This window comes from Streptomyces sp. NPDC059166, assembly GCF_042755185.1.
GTDB lineage: Bacteria > Actinomycetota > Actinomycetes > Streptomycetales > Streptomycetaceae > Streptomyces.
Genome location: NZ_JBHZCI010000072.1, coordinates 1 through 16,214 on the forward strand (window position 1 = coordinate 1; position 16,214 = coordinate 16,214).

14 protein-coding genes and 1 pseudogene are annotated in these 16,214 nt (G+C 71.2%); 10 read left to right on the forward strand and 5 right to left on the reverse strand.

Going from position 1 to position 16,214, the window contains the following annotated elements; all coding sequences use genetic code 11:
* Nucleotides 1-146 precede the first annotated feature (146 nt).
* Nucleotides 147-590: an SRPBCC family protein gene (locus ACFXOA_RS31410; RefSeq protein ID WP_365527925.1), complete on the reverse strand. Its 444-nt coding sequence runs from the start codon at nucleotides 588-590 to the stop codon at nucleotides 147-149.
* 124 nt (nucleotides 591-714) lie between these two features.
* Nucleotides 715-855, reverse strand: a pseudogene (locus tag ACFXOA_RS31415) (cupin domain-containing protein); the annotation flags it as partial.
* A 188-nt stretch (nucleotides 856-1,043) separates the two neighbouring features.
* Between ACFXOA_RS31415 and ACFXOA_RS31420 the strand changes: the two are divergent.
* Both ACFXOA_RS31420 and ACFXOA_RS31425 read left to right on the forward strand, forming a co-directional pair.
* Entirely contained in the window at nucleotides 1,044-1,478 is a 435-nt protein-coding gene (locus tag ACFXOA_RS31420) for a VOC family protein (protein WP_385035436.1), read from the forward strand.
* 292 nt (nucleotides 1,479-1,770) lie between these two features.
* The gene (locus ACFXOA_RS31425) at nucleotides 1,771-2,514 is read left to right on the forward strand and encodes a LamG domain-containing protein (protein ID WP_385035438.1); all 744 of its coding nucleotides are present in this window, start codon (nucleotides 1,771-1,773) and stop codon (nucleotides 2,512-2,514) included.
* Between the two features lie 100 nt (nucleotides 2,515-2,614).
* On the opposite strand, the gene eno is transcribed toward ACFXOA_RS31425, so the two are convergent.
* Nucleotides 2,615-3,955 carry a phosphopyruvate hydratase gene (gene eno / locus ACFXOA_RS31430; protein WP_385035440.1) on the reverse strand — a complete coding sequence of 447 codons (1,341 nt, stop codon included), beginning with the start codon at nucleotides 3,953-3,955 and terminating at the stop codon, nucleotides 2,615-2,617.
* Nucleotides 3,956-4,141: 186 nt separating this feature from the next.
* On the opposite strand from eno, the gene ACFXOA_RS31435 reads away from it, so the two are divergent.
* From ACFXOA_RS31435 to ACFXOA_RS31460, 6 genes are all read left to right on the forward strand, one after another.
* Nucleotides 4,142-4,564 carry a MarR family winged helix-turn-helix transcriptional regulator gene (locus ACFXOA_RS31435; protein WP_385035442.1) on the forward strand — a complete coding sequence of 141 codons (423 nt, stop codon included), beginning with the start codon at nucleotides 4,142-4,144 and terminating at the stop codon, nucleotides 4,562-4,564.
* A 136-nt stretch (nucleotides 4,565-4,700) separates the two neighbouring features.
* Nucleotides 4,701-5,447 (forward strand): SDR family oxidoreductase, encoded by a 747-nt coding sequence (locus ACFXOA_RS31440; RefSeq protein WP_385035444.1) that lies wholly within the window; start codon nucleotides 4,701-4,703, stop codon nucleotides 5,445-5,447.
* 452 nt (nucleotides 5,448-5,899) lie between these two features.
* A complete protein-coding gene (locus ACFXOA_RS31445) occupies nucleotides 5,900-6,931 on the forward strand; it encodes a formylglycine-generating enzyme family protein (RefSeq protein ID WP_385035446.1) in 1,032 nt (343 codons plus the stop codon).
* A 234-nt stretch (nucleotides 6,932-7,165) separates the two neighbouring features.
* On the forward strand, nucleotides 7,166-8,908 hold the full coding sequence (locus ACFXOA_RS31450; protein WP_385035448.1) for a sulfatase: 1,743 nt from the start codon (nucleotides 7,166-7,168) through the stop codon (nucleotides 8,906-8,908).
* Between the two features lie 270 nt (nucleotides 8,909-9,178).
* Complete coding sequence (locus ACFXOA_RS31455; protein WP_385035450.1) at nucleotides 9,179-11,212, forward strand: sulfatase; 2,034 nt, start codon at nucleotides 9,179-9,181, stop codon at nucleotides 11,210-11,212.
* 71 nt (nucleotides 11,213-11,283) lie between these two features.
* Entirely contained in the window at nucleotides 11,284-11,472 is a 189-nt protein-coding gene (locus ACFXOA_RS31460) for a hypothetical protein (protein ID WP_385035452.1), read from the forward strand.
* A gap of 184 nt (nucleotides 11,473-11,656) precedes the next feature.
* Here ACFXOA_RS31460 and ACFXOA_RS31465 read toward each other — a convergent pair whose 3' ends face one another.
* Complete coding sequence (locus ACFXOA_RS31465) at nucleotides 11,657-12,808, reverse strand: MBL fold metallo-hydrolase (RefSeq protein ID WP_385035460.1); 1,152 nt, start codon at nucleotides 12,806-12,808, stop codon at nucleotides 11,657-11,659.
* A 338-nt stretch (nucleotides 12,809-13,146) separates the two neighbouring features.
* Here ACFXOA_RS31465 and ACFXOA_RS31470 point away from each other — a divergent pair, with 338 nt between their 5' ends.
* Both ACFXOA_RS31470 and ACFXOA_RS31475 read left to right on the forward strand, forming a co-directional pair.
* Nucleotides 13,147-14,409, forward strand: coding sequence for a Glu/Leu/Phe/Val dehydrogenase dimerization domain-containing protein (locus tag ACFXOA_RS31470; RefSeq protein WP_385035454.1), 1,263 nt, complete (start codon nucleotides 13,147-13,149; stop codon nucleotides 14,407-14,409).
* A 29-nt stretch (nucleotides 14,410-14,438) separates the two neighbouring features.
* Nucleotides 14,439-15,050, forward strand: coding sequence for a TetR/AcrR family transcriptional regulator (locus tag ACFXOA_RS31475; RefSeq protein WP_385035456.1), 612 nt, complete (start codon nucleotides 14,439-14,441; stop codon nucleotides 15,048-15,050).
* Nucleotides 15,051-15,217: 167 nt separating this feature from the next.
* Here the strand turns inward: ACFXOA_RS31475 and ACFXOA_RS31480 are convergent, their stop codons facing one another.
* Nucleotides 15,218-16,042 (reverse strand): SGNH/GDSL hydrolase family protein, encoded by an 825-nt coding sequence (locus ACFXOA_RS31480; RefSeq protein WP_385035458.1) that lies wholly within the window; start codon nucleotides 16,040-16,042, stop codon nucleotides 15,218-15,220.
* Nucleotides 16,043-16,214: the final 172 nt, after the last annotated feature.

Sequence of the window (16,214 nt, forward strand, 5' to 3'; positions counted from 1 at the left end):
CTCACAACACCCCCCCCCCTCTCCGCGCCTGTCTCTTTTTTTAAACCCACAAACCCACGCGCCCCCCCCGCGGCCCCCCCGCGGGGGGGGGCGCCCCGGCGGTTCGGAGTACCGGACGCCCGGGGCGGCCGGTGGGCGGTGATCGGTCACAGCCCCCGGGGGCCGTCACCCGCCGCGGTGGCCTCGGCAAGCTTCTGGAACTCACCCAGGTCGTAGTTGGCGAGTGCGGAGTCGAGGTTGGTGAGGGCGCCGAGGTGCTCGACGAACCCGCTGGGGTCGTACTCGATCTGCAGGGCCACACGGCTGGACGTGTCGTCGAGCCGGTGGAAGGTGACCACACCCGCGTGATGGACTCCCTCGATCGTCTTCCAGGCGATCCGGTCCTGGGGAACGACCTCGGTGAGTTCCGCGACGAAGCCCTTGTCCGCGCCCGGCAGGGACAACTGCCAGGAGAACCGGCGCTCGTCCATCGGATCGACCCGCCGCACATGGCTCAGGAACTTCGGCCACTGCGTCACATCGCTCCACAGCGCCCAGGTGACGCTGACGGGCGCCTTGATGTCGACGGTCTCGACGAGGGATGCGGACATGGAGAACAACCCCTTCTTCTTGTTCGGTTACGCCTTGCGCTGCCGACTACCCGATAGTCGACGACGCACGCATACCGCCCCCCCCTCGGGCATTCCGGCACCGGTGGTCCGCACGGCCCGGGTGTCAGGCCGCCTCCAGGGCCGCGCACCGGACGGCGCTCTCCACGTAGTGGTTGTCGAAGCGCCGGGCGGACTCGGCGGTCTCCCGCGGATCCGCCTCTCCCCGCACGACCCTGCCGAGCAGGCGCAGACAGGCGAAGCGGTCGGCCCAAGTGGCTTGCGCCCGCAGGCCTTTCACGCTTCAGAAGGGCGGGCCGGTTCCCGGTCGCCGCCCCGTACCCGGGAGCCTTCGAGACCCGCCACCCGAGGGCCGCCGAACTGTGCGGGCGTCACGACTCCCGCACCCGGGAAAATGGATCGAGGCCGGTGCAGCTCCGCTGCTATGGTGCGCCGATGCCACTGATCAGGGAGATTCAGGTCACCTTCGACTGCGCGGAACCGGAGCGCGTCGCCCGGTTCTGGTGCGAGGTGCTGGGCTACGTCGCACCGTCACCCCCGGACGGGTTCGCGACCTGGGACGAGTACCACCTCTCCCTGCCCGCCGGGGAGCGCGGCGCGTGGTTCGCGTGCACGGACCCCTCAGGGGCCGGGCCGCGCTTGTACTTCCAGCGCGTACCCGAGGGCAAGACCGCCAAGAACCGGGTCCATCTGGATGTCAGGGTCGGCACCGGACTCGTCGGCGAGGAGCGGCTGGCCGCCCTTGAGGCCGAGTGCGAACGGCTGGTGGCCCTCGGCGCGGTGTGCGACCAGGTTCTGCTCGCCGACGAGGAGAACGAGTCCTGCATCAACATGCGGGACATCGAGGGGAACGAGTTCTGCCTCGACTGAACGCCCCCTTCGCCGCGTGCCGTTGTGGCCCGGAGTCCGTACGGGGCAGGTTCCGCCGCGACCGACGTCTGCCGCCGTGGCCGGGCGGGCGCCCCGTGAAGCTGCAGGGCCGGTCGCCGGAAGAGTTCGCTCCGGCGCACACCACCGGTCCTCGTGGACCACGCGAGCGCCGTTCCAGGGCGCGGGCCTCCGCTCCTAGAGTGGGGGCCGGTCCGCCGCCACCTCGGCACTCCGTACGGGAGAGCCCGTCGAGGGAGGCCACGGCGCGGCCGGGGCCTCAGGGAGGACGCTCGTGAGCGGGTACGACCAGATGATCATTTCGGACGCGCCGGTGCTGTACCTAGGACTCGGCGGAGCGGGCACCGAGGTGTCCCCGGGCGGCATCACCGCGACGTATCACGGGTCCCCGGGACACACACACCTGCCCAACGGCGATCCGGCCACCCTGTTCGACGGTACGGACGACCAGTACGTGGAGGTCCCCGACGAGGACGCCTTGTCGGTCTCCACCACGGGCGCCCTGACCATCGAGGCCTGGCTGCGTCCGGACGTGCTGTCCTTCCCCCGGACGGAGGGGACCGGATACGTCCACTGGCTGGGCAAGCTCACCTACGCCACGGTCAACCAGTGCGAGTGGGTCGCGCGCGTCTACTCGGCCGGCAACTCCGAGGACCGCGCCAACCGGATCTCCGGCTATGCGTTCAACCCGGCGGGCGGGCAGGGTGCCGGCTCGTACTTCCAGGATCCGCTACGCCCCGGGGAATGGATCCACTACGCCCTCGTGATCAGCACCGCGCCGGACGGCCCGGCCCAGCCCCCGGGGAGCACCAGGATCTACCGGGACGGTCAGCTCAGGGACAGCGACGCACTGGCCGACTACGGCATCGTGCCCGGCAACACGACGTCGCCCATGCGTATCGGCAGCGCGACACTGAACTCCTTCTTCCTCGGCGGCATCGGCAAGGTCGCGGTCTACGCACGCGAGTTGTCCCAGGAACGCCTGGCGGAGCACTACACGGTGATGATGGCGGGCTGACTCCGTTCCGGGCCCGGCGGGCGCCGAGCCGGGAGGCACTGGTGCGGCGCGCCGGTGGACCGCCCGGTGAGATCCGGCCGGTCCACCGCGTCCGACACGGTCAGCCCTCGCCGTGCGCGGGTGTCAGCCGGGCCGCCGCCGTGAACCGGTCCAGCACCGCCCTGCCCGCGTACCGGGCCGAGGCGCCCAGCTCCTCCTCGATACGGATGAGCTGGTTGTACTTGGCCGTACGGTCCGACCGCGAGAGTGAGCCGGTCTTGATCTGGCCGCAGCCCGTCGCCACAGCCAGATCCGCGATCGTCGTGTCCTCCGTCTCCCCGGAACGGTGCGACATGACGGCGGTCCAGCCGGCCCGGTGAGCGGTGGCGACCGCGGAGAGGGCTTCGGTCAGTGTCCCGATCTGATTGACCTTGATGAGGACCGAGTTCCCGACGCCGGTGCGGATGCCCTCGCTCAGCAGCTTCTCGTCGGTGCAGAACACGTCGTCACCGGTGAGCTGGCATCGGTCGCCGACGCGGGCGGTCAGCTCTCGCCAGCCGTCCAGGTCGTCCTCGGCCATCGGGTCCTCGATCGAGACGATCGGGTAGGTTTCGATCAACCGGGCCAGGTGGTCGGCGTGTTCGGCCGGTGTGCGACGCACGCCCTCACCGGCGTACACGTAGACCCCCTCCCGGAAGAACTCGGACGAGGCCGGGTCCATGACGATGCCGATGTCCGCGCCGGGGCGGTAGCCGGTGCGCTCGACGGCCGCCATGACGAAGTCGAGTGCCTCCTCGGCGGTACGCAGCGCGGGCGCGAAGCCGCCTTCGTCGCCGACGCCCGTGGAGTGCCCGGCGGACAGAAGGTCACGCCGAAGGGTGTGGAAGATCTCGGAGCCCATGCGGACGGCTTCCGCGAAGGTCTCCGCGCCGATCGGCGCGATCATGAATTCCTGGAAGTCCAGCGGGTTGTCGGCATGGGCTCCTCCGTTGACGATGTTCATCATCGGCAGCGGGAGGAGCCTGGCGCCGGCCCCGCCGAGGTAGCGGTACAGCGGCTGCCGGTGGGCCGCCGCGGCGGCCTTGGCGGCGGCGAGGGAGACGCCGAGGACGGCGTTGGCACCGAGCCGGGACTTGTCCGGCGTGCCGTCCAGGGCGATGAGCGCGGCGTCGAGTCCGGCCTGGTCGTCGGCGTCGCGTCCCACGACCGCGGACGCGATGTCGCCGTTGACATGGGCGACCGCACGGTCGACTCCCCTGCCGTGCCAGCGGCCGGGGTCCGCGTCGCGCAGTTCCACGGCCTCCCGCGCACCGGTGGAGGCCCCGGAGGGGACTGCGGCACGGCCCAGGGATCCGTCGGCGAGGAGGACGTCCGCCTCGACCGTGGGGTTGCCCCGGCTGTCGAGGACCCTGCGTGCGGTCACGGAGGTGATGACGGTGGAGTCAGGTGCAGTGCAAACCATGGGAGGCCCTTCGCGTCGAGGCTCGTCGCGGCTGCTGCGACAGCGCCGGCGCGTACCGCGATAGAAGAACCATACAGCAATGCTGTTCAGTTTGGCTGTTAAGTTACGCTGCACAGCTTGGCTGCACAGTCAAGCTGTGCAGGTCAGGTGCACAGCTTCGCTGGCCACCAGCGGTTAAGCTGCCCTATGCCCACTCCGGAACCCGCCGCCGTCGCCACCGAACTCCGCAACGCCATGGGCAAGCTCACGAGGCGCGTGAAGCACGAGGACCGAATCCCGCTCGGCCAGGTCTCGGTGCTGGGCACCCTCGACCGCGACGGGGCCATGACCACCAGCGACCTGGCCGCCGATCAGCGCGTACGCCCCCAGTCCATGGCGCGTGCGGTCGGGCTGCTCATGGACCAGGGCCTCGTCGTGCGCCGCGCGCACCCCACGGACGGCCGCAAGTCCCTGGTGGAGCTCTCGCCTGCCGGCCGGGCGGCCCTGGAGGCCGAGCGCGGGCGGCGGGCCGGCTGGCTCGCGCAGGCCATCGAGCGCGAGCTCACCGACGAGGAGCGCGAGGTGCTGGCGCGCAGCGCGGTGCTGCTGGAACGACTGGCCGCCCGCTGAGTCCGTCCACCGGATCCCGGCCTCGGTGCCGGCCTCGGGCCGCCTCCGTGCGGGTGCGCCCCGGGGTGCCGCGTGTTTCAGTGGACCGGTCAGGCGCAGGAGTGAAGGGGATTTCCCCGGGCGGAGGACCCGTGTCATGAGGTTCGCGGTGATCGGCGGTACGGGACTGATCGGCTCGAAGGCCGTGAGGAGGCTGAACGCCGACGGCAACGAGGCCGTCCCGCACTCGAAGTCGACGGGTGTGGACGTCATCACGGGCGAGGGGCTGGACGAGGCCCTCGCGGGCGCCGACGTCGTCATCGACCTGACGAACTCGCCGACCTTCGACGAGGCCTCACCCGACTTCTTCAGGCAGTCGGTGCGCAACATCCTGGACGCGGGGCGAAGGGCGGGTGTACGCCACGCCGTCGCGCTGTCGATCGTGGGCGTGGACCAGGTACCCGAACTGGACTACTACCGGGCGAAGACACTCCAGGAGGAACTCCTCGCCGCCGGGCCGATCCCGTACTCGATCGTCCGCGCGACCCAGTTCATGGAGTTCGTCGACGCGATCATGAGCTGGACCTCGGACGCCGAGTCCGTCCGCCTGCCCGCCACTCCCCTCCAGCCGATCGCCGCACAGGACGTCGTGGACGCGGTCGCGGAGATCGCGGCCGGAGAGCCCTTGAGGGGGATCCACAACATCGCCGGCCCCGAGGTCTTCCCCCTCGACGAGCTCGGCAGGATCACGTTGGGCGCTCGCTCCGACAACCGCGCCGTGATCACGGACGACACCGCCGGCATGTTCGCCGTCGTACGCGGAGACGTCCTGACGGGCGGCCCCGACGCGTCGCTCGCCCCGACCCGCTACTCGGACTGGCTCGCCTCGCACAAGGGCTCCTGAGGCGGCGCCGGGCGCCCTCCCCGCGGTCTCATCAGCCGGACGCGCCATTGAACATCCGTCCGGGGCGTGGTGTCATCTCCCGCATGAGGAGTGCCCGTTCAGTCCGCACGGTACTGCTGGACCCGTTCTGGCCCAGCCGTCGCGTCGACCACTTCGACCAGTTCTGTCGCTGAGCACTCCCCTTCCGCAGTGACCACCCCGAACACTCGGGTGTGTTCCTGAGCTGCGCCCCCTTTTGAGCCCGCGTCGCGCGGCGCTCCCACGCATGCCGTGCGCCGACATCCCGCGCTGACCACAGGTCCGCGTCGTCGCACGGCGTGCTCCGACGTGCCGCAGGGCATCCGCGTGCCACGCCCTGCACCGTCACATGTCATTCCATTTCATGATCAGGCTGCGATGTGCGCGCCTCGTCCCTCCCGCGCCATTGGTGACCACCCCCTTGGAGCCCACCCATGTCCTGCTGCGCCCCGATCGCCGGGGATCACCGATCCTGCCACTCGGCCGGCACCTCCGGCAGCCCGCTGATCGGCACCGTCGGCACCCTGACCACCAGGCCTCCGGAGCCGTTCCGCCCCGCTTCCGCCGCTCGCACGACCCGCGGGCAAGTGGCGGTGCCCGGAGGGACTTTCGCCATGGGAGACGGGTTCGGCGAGGGGTACGCCGCGGACGGCGAGGGCCCGGTGCACGAGGTGTCGCTCGCCTCCTACCTGATCGACGCGACCACCGTGACCAACGCGGCCTTCGCCGCGTTCGTCAAGGACACCGGCTACGAGACGGACGCCGAACGGCTCGGCGTGTCGGCCGTCTTCCACCTGGCCGTGCGGGCCGATCCGGCCGACGTCGTCGGGCAGGCGACCGGGACACCGTGGTGGCTGGTCGTGCGGGGCGCGTCGTGGCGCCACCCGGCCGGTCCGCTGTCGTCCGTCGGCGCACTTCAGAACCACCCGGTGGTCCAGGTCAGCTGGAACGACGCCCAGGCGTACTGTGCGTGGGCCGGCAGGCGCCTGCCCACCGAAGCCGAATGGGAGTTCGCGGCGCGCGGTGGCCTCGCGGGGCGGCGGTTCCCGTGGGGGGACGAACTGACCCCACGGGGACGCCGGCACTGCAACATCTGGCAGGGCACCTTCCCGACCCGGAACACGGCCGAGGACGGTCACGAGACGACCGCTCCCGTGAAGTCGTACCGTGCCAACGGATACGGCCTGTGGAACACGGTCGGCAACGTCTGGGAGTGGTGCGCCGACACGTTCTCGTCCGACACCTACGCGGCACGCGCCGGCGACGCCCCCGTCCACGACCCCCGCGGCCCTTTGCACGATCCCCGCCCCGAGGCCCCTCGCGTCATGCGGGGTGGCTCGCACCTCTGCCACGACTCGTACTGCTACCGCTACCGGGTCGCCGCGCGTTCCGGGAACACCGCCGACTCCGCGGCGGGCAACATCGGCTTCCGCTGCGCCAACGACGCACATTCGAGCAGTAACTGACGGCTAGTCAGAGACGCGGCGTCCCCGCTGCCGCGCATCACCGACCCCTCTCCGGACGTCTGCCGACGGTCCGGATCCGCGACCGCCGGTCCGCACCCGCCTGCCCGGCACCCGCCCGGTCCGCACCCGCCTGCCCCGCACCCGCCCGGCCTGCACCCACCTGTCACGCACATCCACCTGTCACACATCCACCTGGCCCGCATCCACGCACGGCCCGAGGAGAAAGAGATCCCGATGAGGACGAGACGTTCACGGCTGATCGGCCTGCTCACCCTGCCCGTGATACTCACCCTGCCCACCCTTGGCTCTCCCGCGTCCGCCGACACCCCGGAACCCCTCGGCCGGCGCGGCGAACCGGCCGCACCCGCGCCGAACATCGTGTACGTCCTGGCCGACGACTTCGGCTGGACCGATGTGAGCACGGGCCGGACGAATGCCGGCCACCCCAGCGACTTCTACGAGACGCCGGCCCTCGACCGGATCGCCCAGGAGGGCGTGGCGTTCGACAACGGCTACACCTCGGTGAACTGCACGCCGACCCGGGCCGCCCTGCTCACCGGGCTGTACGCCCCGCGCCCGCAGAACAACATCTACCTCGTCGGAGATCTCAACCGGGGCGGCGACGACACACTCCTCAAGGGCCCCGCCCAGGGCCGCGCGGACGGTGCCAACGCCCTCCCGAACGACGCGCGCACCATCGGCGAGCGTCTGCAGGACGTCGGTTACTCCACCGAGTACTTCGGCAAGTTCCACGTCAGCAGGTCGGGCCCGGACATCGTCGCGCAGCACGGCTTCGACGAGAACTTCGGCGGCACCAACGCCGGTGACCCGGGGGCGTACCACGCCACCGACGGGCAGTTCCACAACAAGATCGGCCCCGGACTGGACGCCTACGCGGCCGACTACACGCAGGAGTACGTCGACCGGAACATCAAGCCGTACAGCAAGGGGGTGAGCGACGCGGCCCTGGACGGTCTCGTCGGCACGGACAAGCACGTCACCGACGCCCTGGCCGACGCCACGCTCGGCTTCGTCGACCGCCACAAGAACGACCGCTTCTTCGCGTTCGTGGGCTCGTACGCCGTCCACACACCGGTCGGTGAGAAGCAGGCGCGTGCGGACCTGCTGAGCAAGTACCGGGCGAAGGCACCTGGCAGCAGCACCTCGAACCCGTCGTACGGCGCGCTGATCGAGGGTCTCGACCAGAACGTGGCCCGCCTCGTCCACCATCTGAGGACCACCGCTGATCCGCGCAACCCCGGTCACCCGCTGTCGGACAACACCGTCGTGCTCTTCAGCGGCGACAACGGCGGCGTCGACCAGTTCACCGACAACGGGCCGCTGCGCGGTCAGAAGGGCGAACTGCGGGAGGGCGGCATCCGGGTGCCGCAGATCGCCTGGAGCACCAACCCGCGGCTGGTCCGAGGAAACCGGGTCGACCACACGCCGGTGTACGTCGCCGACCACACCGCGACCATCGCGTCGCTCGCCGGCCTGGCGCCGTCCGAGCGCGCCCAGCTGGACGGCGCCGACCTGAGCGGGCTGCTCACCGGTTCCGCCCCGCTCCGGCGTGACGCCATCTACTGGCACCTGCCCGGCTACCTGATCGCCGGCGGCCGTGACCAGCGACCGCAGTCGGTGATCCGCTCCGGGAAGTGGAAGCTCGTCTACTCCTACGAGGACCGCTCCTGGAAGCTCTACGACCTGGACGGCGACATCGGCGAGTCCCACGACCTGGCCTCCGCGAGGCCCGCGGTCGTGAACGAGCTGGGAGGCAGACTGATCAGCTGGCTTGACGAGCTCGACGCACCATTGGCGACCCTGCGCGACGGAAAGGCGCCCCTCACGTTCACGGTCACCGGCACCACCTACGCCGATGACAAGATCGTTCGTCGCCGGAACGAGACCGTCGTCGTCCGCCCGGGCGACGAGGTACCGGTGGTGCTTCCGACGCCCACGGCCGCGCACAGCGGCTGAGGTAACGCCCCGACCGCTCCCGACCCCCGGCCAGCCGGGGGTCGAGGGCCGGAGGGTCGAGGGGTCGGGAAACCGGGTGGGACGTCGGACACCGGCCATCCCACTGCCCGGCTCCCCCTCTCACCGGCACGCACCCGGCCGCCCCGCTCCCCCTCTCACCGGCACGCACCCCGGCCGCCCCGCTCCCGCACACCAACGCCGCGGAGCGGCCGGGGTCCCACCCCACGCAGCCGCGGCGCACCCGCCGCGCCCCCACTCTGGAGACATCCCATGCCCAGCCACTCCACGACAGGTCTGTCCCGTCGCGGGTTCATCGGCGGCGCCACCGGCACCGCGGTGGCCACCGCCCTCGCCACCGGCCCGTCGGCCGGCGCGCACGCACACACCCGGCCCACACCACCAGGCCACGGCCGCCCCCGGAACCGCCCCGCCAACGTCATCTTCGTCTCCATCGACGACCTCGGGCACGACGAGCTCGGCGCCTACGGGAACACCTTCAACGAGACGCCGAACATCGACCGGCTGGCCCGGGAAGGCGCCCTGTTCACCAACGCCTACGCCGCGGCCCCGCTCTGCTCTCCGACCCGGGCCGCGCTGGTGACGGGCCGCTACCCCGCGCGCAGCGGCATCACCGACTTCCTGCGCGGCGAGAACGCGGCGAGCGCCAAGTACCTCTCCCCCGACGTCCCCACGGTGCCGGATGTGCTCGGGCCTCTCGGCTACGCCACGGGCCTGATCGGCAAGTGGCACCTCACCGAGACCTACAGCGGCCCGTACGCCCAGCGCCCCGGCAACCCCTACGCTCACGGTTTCGGCGAGGTCATCGCATCCGAGCAGAAGTACATCGCGGACGGCGACTACTTCCATCCGTACTTCTTCCTGCCGGACCTGGAGGCCCGCGAGCCCGGTGAGCACCTCACCGACAGGCTGGCGGCCGAAGCCGTCGACTACATCACGCGCCACCGCCACGAACCGTTCTTCCTGCACGTCTCCAACTACGCCGTGCACACCGCCCTCGACGGGAAGCCCGACCTGGTCGCCAAGTACCAGGCCAAGCCGGGAGCCGGTACAGCTCCCAACCGCCCCGTGCTGGCGGCGATGCTGGAGAGCGTCGACGACCAGGTGGGCAGGATCGCCGGCACGCTGGCCGAACTGGGCCTGGCCCAGGACACCCTGCTCCTGATCGCCTCCGACAACGGCGGGCCGTACCGGGACGCGAACCAGCCGCTGCGTGGCGGCAAGGGTGAGCTGTACGAGGGCGGGATCCGCGTCCCGATGATCGCCCACTGGCCTGGACAGGTGCACCCGGGCCGCCAGGTGGACGCCCCCGTCTCCACCATCGACGTCCTGCCCACCGCGCTCGACCTGGCGGGCGGCAGGCCCGGCCGGCGGTTCGACGGGGTGAGCATCGCCCCGCTGCTCACCGGCGCGGGGAGTCTCGGCCGCGACGAGCTGTACTGGGTCTATCCGCACTTCATCGGCGCGACCCACCCCCACGCCGCTGTGCGCTCCGGCAGGTACAAGCTGGTGCAGTACCTCCGGGACGGGCGCAGCGAGCTCTACGACCTGGTACGGGACCCCGGGGAGAGCACCGACATCACCGACCGTCAGCCCGGTCGCGCCCGGATCCTGCGCGGCAGACTGGAAGCGCACATCGCCGAGGTCGGCATCCTGCCTCCCGCACCGGACAGCGGCGCCTACCCGGTGGGGGAGTTGGACGAACGCTTCGACGGTGACCTGACTGACTGGAGCGTCCTCCCGGTGACCGGTCACGTAGGCGACGTGCACGTCGTGGACGGTGAACTCTCGGTGAAGAGCGACCGGTTGACCCATCTGGTGTTCCGCTCAGGCATCACGCCCGGATCCGACACCGCGGTGGCGGTGCTCTCCCCCGGCCGATTCGCGGAAAGCGGGACACAGGACACCGTGTTCGTCGGTGTCGCCAAGGACGCCGGCAACTACCTGTTGTTCCGCTATCACAACGGGCTGAACCGGGTCGGCTGGGACCTGCGGGTGAACGGCGGGCTGATAACCGCGGGAGCCGAACCGCTGAACAATCTCGACGGCACCGTGGACCTGACCGCACCCGGCGCCCGCTTCGCGTTCGTCCTGCACGGCACGAAGTCCACCGCCTACGCCGATCAGGGCGACGGGTGGGAGTACCTGTTCACCGCGGACACCGGGGGTGCTCTGGACCTCGGCGATCCGGCGGTGCGCGCACAGTACCGATGGGCCACCAGCGTACGCATCGACAGCGGCGCCCTGACCCTCGACGGCCTCACGGCGCACAGCGCCCGCGGCTGAGTGCCGTCCCGCGGGCGGCACCGCCTCCCGCCGACGCCTCCCCTTCACCCCGAGATCCGAGGAGTTCGGCCATGCCGACCCGCCGCCGGTTCATCGCCGCCGCCGGCCTCGCCGCCGGGCCCGCACTGAACGCGCGCCCGGCCTTCGCGGGCGACACACCGGCGAACCGTCCACCGGCGGTTCGCCCGGTGGAGCCGGGACCGGGTGTCCGGGCCCGGCTCCACCGCGTGGTCCTCGACGAGCTCGGGGGCGCGAGGTGAGCCGGGCCGGTCGCGGTGTGCGATCGACTCGGTCAGTCCGTGGGCGGCACCCGGGAGTCTCCGACGGGATCGAATCCGACTCCACTTCGAAGCGGACCAGCCCCATGGACTCCGCCACGGCCGCCGCACACGCCGGAGGCGCTCCGGCATCCGCGCGGCCTCCGCCGGTCGTCCCCGGCCGATGTCACCGCCCGCCCGCGAGGTCGAGGTCCGTCTCGCTCGTCCCGGCAACGCTCTCGGCGCGCCGCAGGCTCCGCCACGGGTGCGGAATCGGCTCCGACACCGCCCGCCACCACGGCTCCGCCGGCAGGTCCCCCGCCGGCTCGAAGGGCTCGCCCGGGCGGGGGAACGCAACCGGCTGTTCCGCCTCCCCGGCGGCATCCGTCATCCACTCCCCCGGTTCCGCCCACGGGTGCGGCGCGAGGTTGAAGGTGGCCCAGTGGATCGGGAGAAGCACTCCGTGCGGCTGCCCGCCCTGGAGGTCCAGGTGTGCGCGCACTCCCTCGGCCGGTGTCATGTGGATGTCGGGCCAGTACTCGGAGTAGGCGCCGACCTGGATCATCGTCGCGTCGAAGGGGCCGTGCTGCGCACCGATGTCCTGGAAGCCGGAGAAGTAGCCGGTGTCCCCGCTGTGGTACACGCGGTGTTCGGGACCGGCGACGACCCAGGAGGCCCAGAGCGTGTGCTGCTGGTTACGCAGACCGCGCCCGCAGAAGTGGCGGGCGGGGGTGGCGGTCAGGCCGATCTCTCCGATCTGCGTGGTCTCGTTCCAGTCGAGCTCACGGATCCGGTCCGGTGCGACGCCCCAGCGCTCCAGGTGCGCGCCGACGCCGAGCGGTACGGCGAAGAGGGTTTCCGTGCGCGCGAGGGCCTTGATCGTGGGCAGGTCGAGGTGGTCGTAGTGGTCGTGGGAGATCACGACGGCGTCGACGGGACCCATCGCCGCCAGTGGCAGCGGAACCGGGTGCAGACGCTTCGGTCCGGCGAAGGCGAACGGCGAGCATCGCTCGCCCCAGACCGGGTCGAAGAGGACCCGGTGGCCGTCGATCTCCGTGAGCACGCTGGAGTGCCCCAGCCACGTCACCCTCAGCCCCGAGGCAGGCGGAGCCGACAGGTCGGCCAGGGTCGTGGCGTGCACGGGGACGGTCCCGGCGGGGGACCTGCGGACCCGCTCCTCCTTACGGAAGTAGATCTTGGCGAATTCGATCATGGGGATGGAGGGCCGGCTCTGCGTGCCCTCCGGATTGCGGAACACCCCGTCGGCGAAGTTCGGCGAGTCACGAATGCGCTCCAGGCGGGCACCGGCCGGGTCCGCCCCGAAGGCGTCCGGGCGCATCGAGCGCAGTCGGGTACGGAGTGAGGGCTGTTCATCGGGGCCGGTCACAACATCTCCTGTGCCTAGGTGTCGTCTCATTGTCGTCGGGCGGTGCGAGGGGTTGCGAGTGAGCCACGGGTGCGCACGAGGCTGGGCGGGCCCTCCGGTGCCCGGCGCGCGATGCCTCGTCATGCGGAGTCCCTCATGGCGACTCCAACGTACGTGTAGGCCGCAGGATTCCGCGGCAGGAGGACGGACGTGGGGCCTCGACGCCGCGGGATCACGTTGACAGCGGCGCCCACGCCTCCGAATACTGACTTTCTGTTCAGTAGCCTGCCACCCGATCCAGGAGCCGCACAGTGCCGTCGGACTCCCCCGCCCCCTTGATCTCACTGACCTGGACGGACCATGTCACCGGGACCCGGGGCTTCCTCGTCGTCGACCGGCTGGTGCGCGGCGTCTCGAGCGGCGGCCTGCGGATGAGGCGGGGGTGCACACAGGCCGAGGTCGCGGGACTGGCGAGGGGCATGACCGTGAAGGAGGCCCTTCACTTCGACCCCCACGCCACCGGGGTGCGGTACGTCCCGCTGGGCGGGGCCAAGGGGGGCATCGACTGCGATCCGCGTGATCCTGCCGCGTACGGGGTGCTCGTCCGCTACCTCCGGGCGATGCGCCCGTACGTGGAAACCGTCTGGACGACGGGCGAGGACCTCGGGCTCAGTCAGGAAGTCGTCGACCGCGCGGCGACGGAGGCCGGGCTCGTCTCGACCGTTCAGGCGGTCTACCCGCTGCTCGACGACCTCGGTTCGGCGCGACGGCGGCTGGCCGATTCCTTCGCACTCACCGTGAACGGGATCGGCCTGGACAGCCTGGTGGGCGGGTGCGGGGTGGCGGAATCCGCACTCACCGCGCTGGACCGGTCGGGCGTGGCACACCGGGACGCCCGGGCGTCGGTGCAGGGCTTCGGCACCATGGGAGGGGCGACGGCGCGTTTCCTCTCCCAGGCGGGGCTGAGGGTCGTCGCGGTCGCCGACGTGAAGGGGACGGTCTTCAATCCGGACGGCCTGGACGTCGAGGCGCTGCTGGCCGCACGGGACGCGTACGGCACGGTGGACCGCGGGGCGCTGCGCGACGGGGACCGCGAACTGCCCGCCGAGGCCTGGCTGGCCGCCGATGTGGAGGTGCTCGTACCCGCGGCGGTCTCCTACGCCGTGGATCCTGTGAACCAGGCTGCCGTGAAGGCACGTTGGGTGGTCGAGGCGGCGAACATGCCGGTCCTGCCGGAGGCGGAGGCCCTGCTCGCCGCCCGCGGCATCACGGTGCTGCCCGATGTGGTCGTCAACTCCGGTACGAACGCGTGGTGGTGGTGGACGCTCTTCGGGGACATCGGGGCGGACGCCGAGGAGGCCTTCGCTCACACACGTCGCTCGCTGCGGGCGCTCGTGGACGGTGTCCTGGAACGGGCGGCACGCGACGACTGCACGCCCAGGGCCGCCGCCCACGCCCTTGCGGCGGACCGGCTCCCGCTCATGCAGGAGCGGTTCGGCTGGTACGGCGCGGGCGCTTCCCCGGGCCCGGGAGGCCACCGCTCGCGACCGGGGCCGCACGACGGGGGGACGTGAGTCCGAGCGGCGTTGGTTAGGGTGAGCTGGTGGCGAGAGTACGGCTGACTGTGGCGGAGCGTCGCGAGGAACTTCTGCGGGCTGCCGTCGAACAGATCGAGGTCCGAGGTGTGTCCGCCGTCAGGATCGCCGACGTGGCCGCGGTCCTCGGTGTGAGCAACGCCCTCGTGCTGTACCACTTCTCGTCGAAGGAGAAGCTGGTCGCCGCCGCCTTCGCCTACGCGGCGGAGGCCGATCTCGCCCACCTGCGGAAGCTGCTGGCCCGCCGCACCAGCGCGGTCCGGCGGCTGAGGGCCGCCGTGCGCTGGTACGCGCCGACCGGACAGGCCAAGGGCTGGCGGTTCTGGATCGAGGGCTGGGCGTCCGCCCTGCGCGATCCGGTGCTGCGCGAGGTCGCTGGTGATCTGGACCAGCAGTGGAAGGCTGAGTTGGCCGAGGTCATCGAGGAGGGTGCCGCGGCCGGTGAGTTCGACTGCGAGGACCCCGTGTCGGTGGCCTGGCGCCTCACCGCCCTGCTGGACGGACTCGCCGTCCAGATGATGTCGTACGGCGGCCCGCTCTCGCGAGCCACCATGCTGCGGTGGGCCGAGGAGGCCCTCGCCCGTGAACTCGGCATCGGCCGTGACACCCTGACCGCCTGAGCCCGGCCGGGCGGAGGTCCGATGCCGGCCCTCCGTCCGCCCCTCCCGCTGCGCGCCGCGCTGCCGTCGCCGACCTCGCCGGGTCCTCACGGAGGCAGGTGACCGGCCGGATCGCCGCCGGTCCGATGCCCGGCCACGATCACCGCCGCCGTTCGCCGGCGGCCGGGTCAGAGCGGGAGCAGATCCGGCCGCTTGGCGGCGACGTGGTCACCGGAGGACTCCCCGCGAAGACGGCGCCCGATCCAGGGGACGAGGTACTCACGCGCCCACTGGATGTCGTCGCGGCGCACCTCGAACGCACCGCGCGGAATCTGCGGGGGCCACACCTGGTCGGGGTCGGCCGGGACGTCGAGACCGAGGACCTGGGCGGCACGCAGCGCCACCCGGGTGTGCCCTTCGGGCGAGAGGTGCAGCCGGTCGTTGTCCCAGGCACGCCTGTCCTGGACGGACCGCAGGGACCACAGGTCCAGCACCGGGCAGTCGTAGCGGTCGGCGATGGACCGCACATGGGCGGTGTACATGGCGATCTTGCCGCGCAGATGCCTGAGAACCGGGATGCCGCGGGTGTCGAAGCCGGTGGTGACCATGACGGTCCCGACCGTCCGGGTCAGGTCGGCGACAGCTCGCTCGAAGCGTTCCGCGACGTCGTCCGGATCCGATCCGGGGCGGAGGATGTCGTTGCCGCCGGCGCAGAAGCTCACCAGATCAGGTGCCAGCTCCTTGGCCCGGGGGACCTGTTCCTCGACTATCTGGTCGAGGAGTCGTCCTCGTACGGCGAGATTGGCGTACCGGAAGTTCCCGTGCGGGCCGTCCGCGGAACCGGCCGGCGCGTCGGGGGCGGGGAGCTGGTCCGCGAGGAGTACCGCGAACCGGTCCGCCCAGCCGACGAGCCTTCCGTCGGGGCCGGGGTCTCCGACACCCTCGGTGAAGCTGTCGCCGATCGCCGCGTACGACCCGATGATGCCTCGTCTGTTTCTCGAATCGTCTGCCACAAGGGCACATCCTGCACCTTCGAATGTGACCTACGCGACCGTAATAAGGGGTTGACGGATGGTGAGAAAGACCACCCGGTCAGTTTTTGGTAAAGCCGGAATAAGGGGGGAGGGCGGTGCGCCGCAGCGCACCGCCCCCCCCCCAGCTCAAACGTGGCGCGACACAGATGGC

Bases quoted from the DNA above. Each gene is read 5' to 3' on its own strand.
- ACFXOA_RS31435 (WP_385035442.1), top strand. From the start codon at position 4,142: ATGCCCACTCCGGAACCCGCCGCCGTCGCCACCGAACTCCGCAACGCC.
- ACFXOA_RS31445 (WP_385035446.1), top strand. From the start codon at position 5,900: ATGTCCTGCTGCGCCCCGATCGCCGGGGATCACCGATCCTGCCACTCG.
- ACFXOA_RS31450 (WP_385035448.1), top strand. From the start codon at position 7,166: ATGAGGACGAGACGTTCACGGCTGATCGGCCTGCTCACCCTGCCCGTG.
- ACFXOA_RS31465 (WP_385035460.1), bottom strand. From the start codon at position 12,808: ATGCGCCCGGACGCCTTCGGGGCGGACCCGGCCGGTGCCCGCCTGGAG.
- eno (WP_385035440.1), bottom strand. From the start codon at position 3,955: ATGGTTTGCACTGCACCTGACTCCACCGTCATCACCTCCGTGACCGCA.
- ACFXOA_RS31460 (WP_385035452.1), top strand. From the start codon at position 11,284: ATGCCGACCCGCCGCCGGTTCATCGCCGCCGCCGGCCTCGCCGCCGGG.
- ACFXOA_RS31440 (WP_385035444.1), top strand. From the start codon at position 4,701: ATGAGGTTCGCGGTGATCGGCGGTACGGGACTGATCGGCTCGAAGGCC.
- ACFXOA_RS31410 (WP_365527925.1), bottom strand. From the start codon at position 590: ATGTCCGCATCCCTCGTCGAGACCGTCGACATCAAGGCGCCCGTCAGC.
- ACFXOA_RS31455 (WP_385035450.1), top strand. From the start codon at position 9,179: ATGCCCAGCCACTCCACGACAGGTCTGTCCCGTCGCGGGTTCATCGGC.
- ACFXOA_RS31420 (WP_385035436.1), top strand. From the start codon at position 1,044: ATGCCACTGATCAGGGAGATTCAGGTCACCTTCGACTGCGCGGAACCG.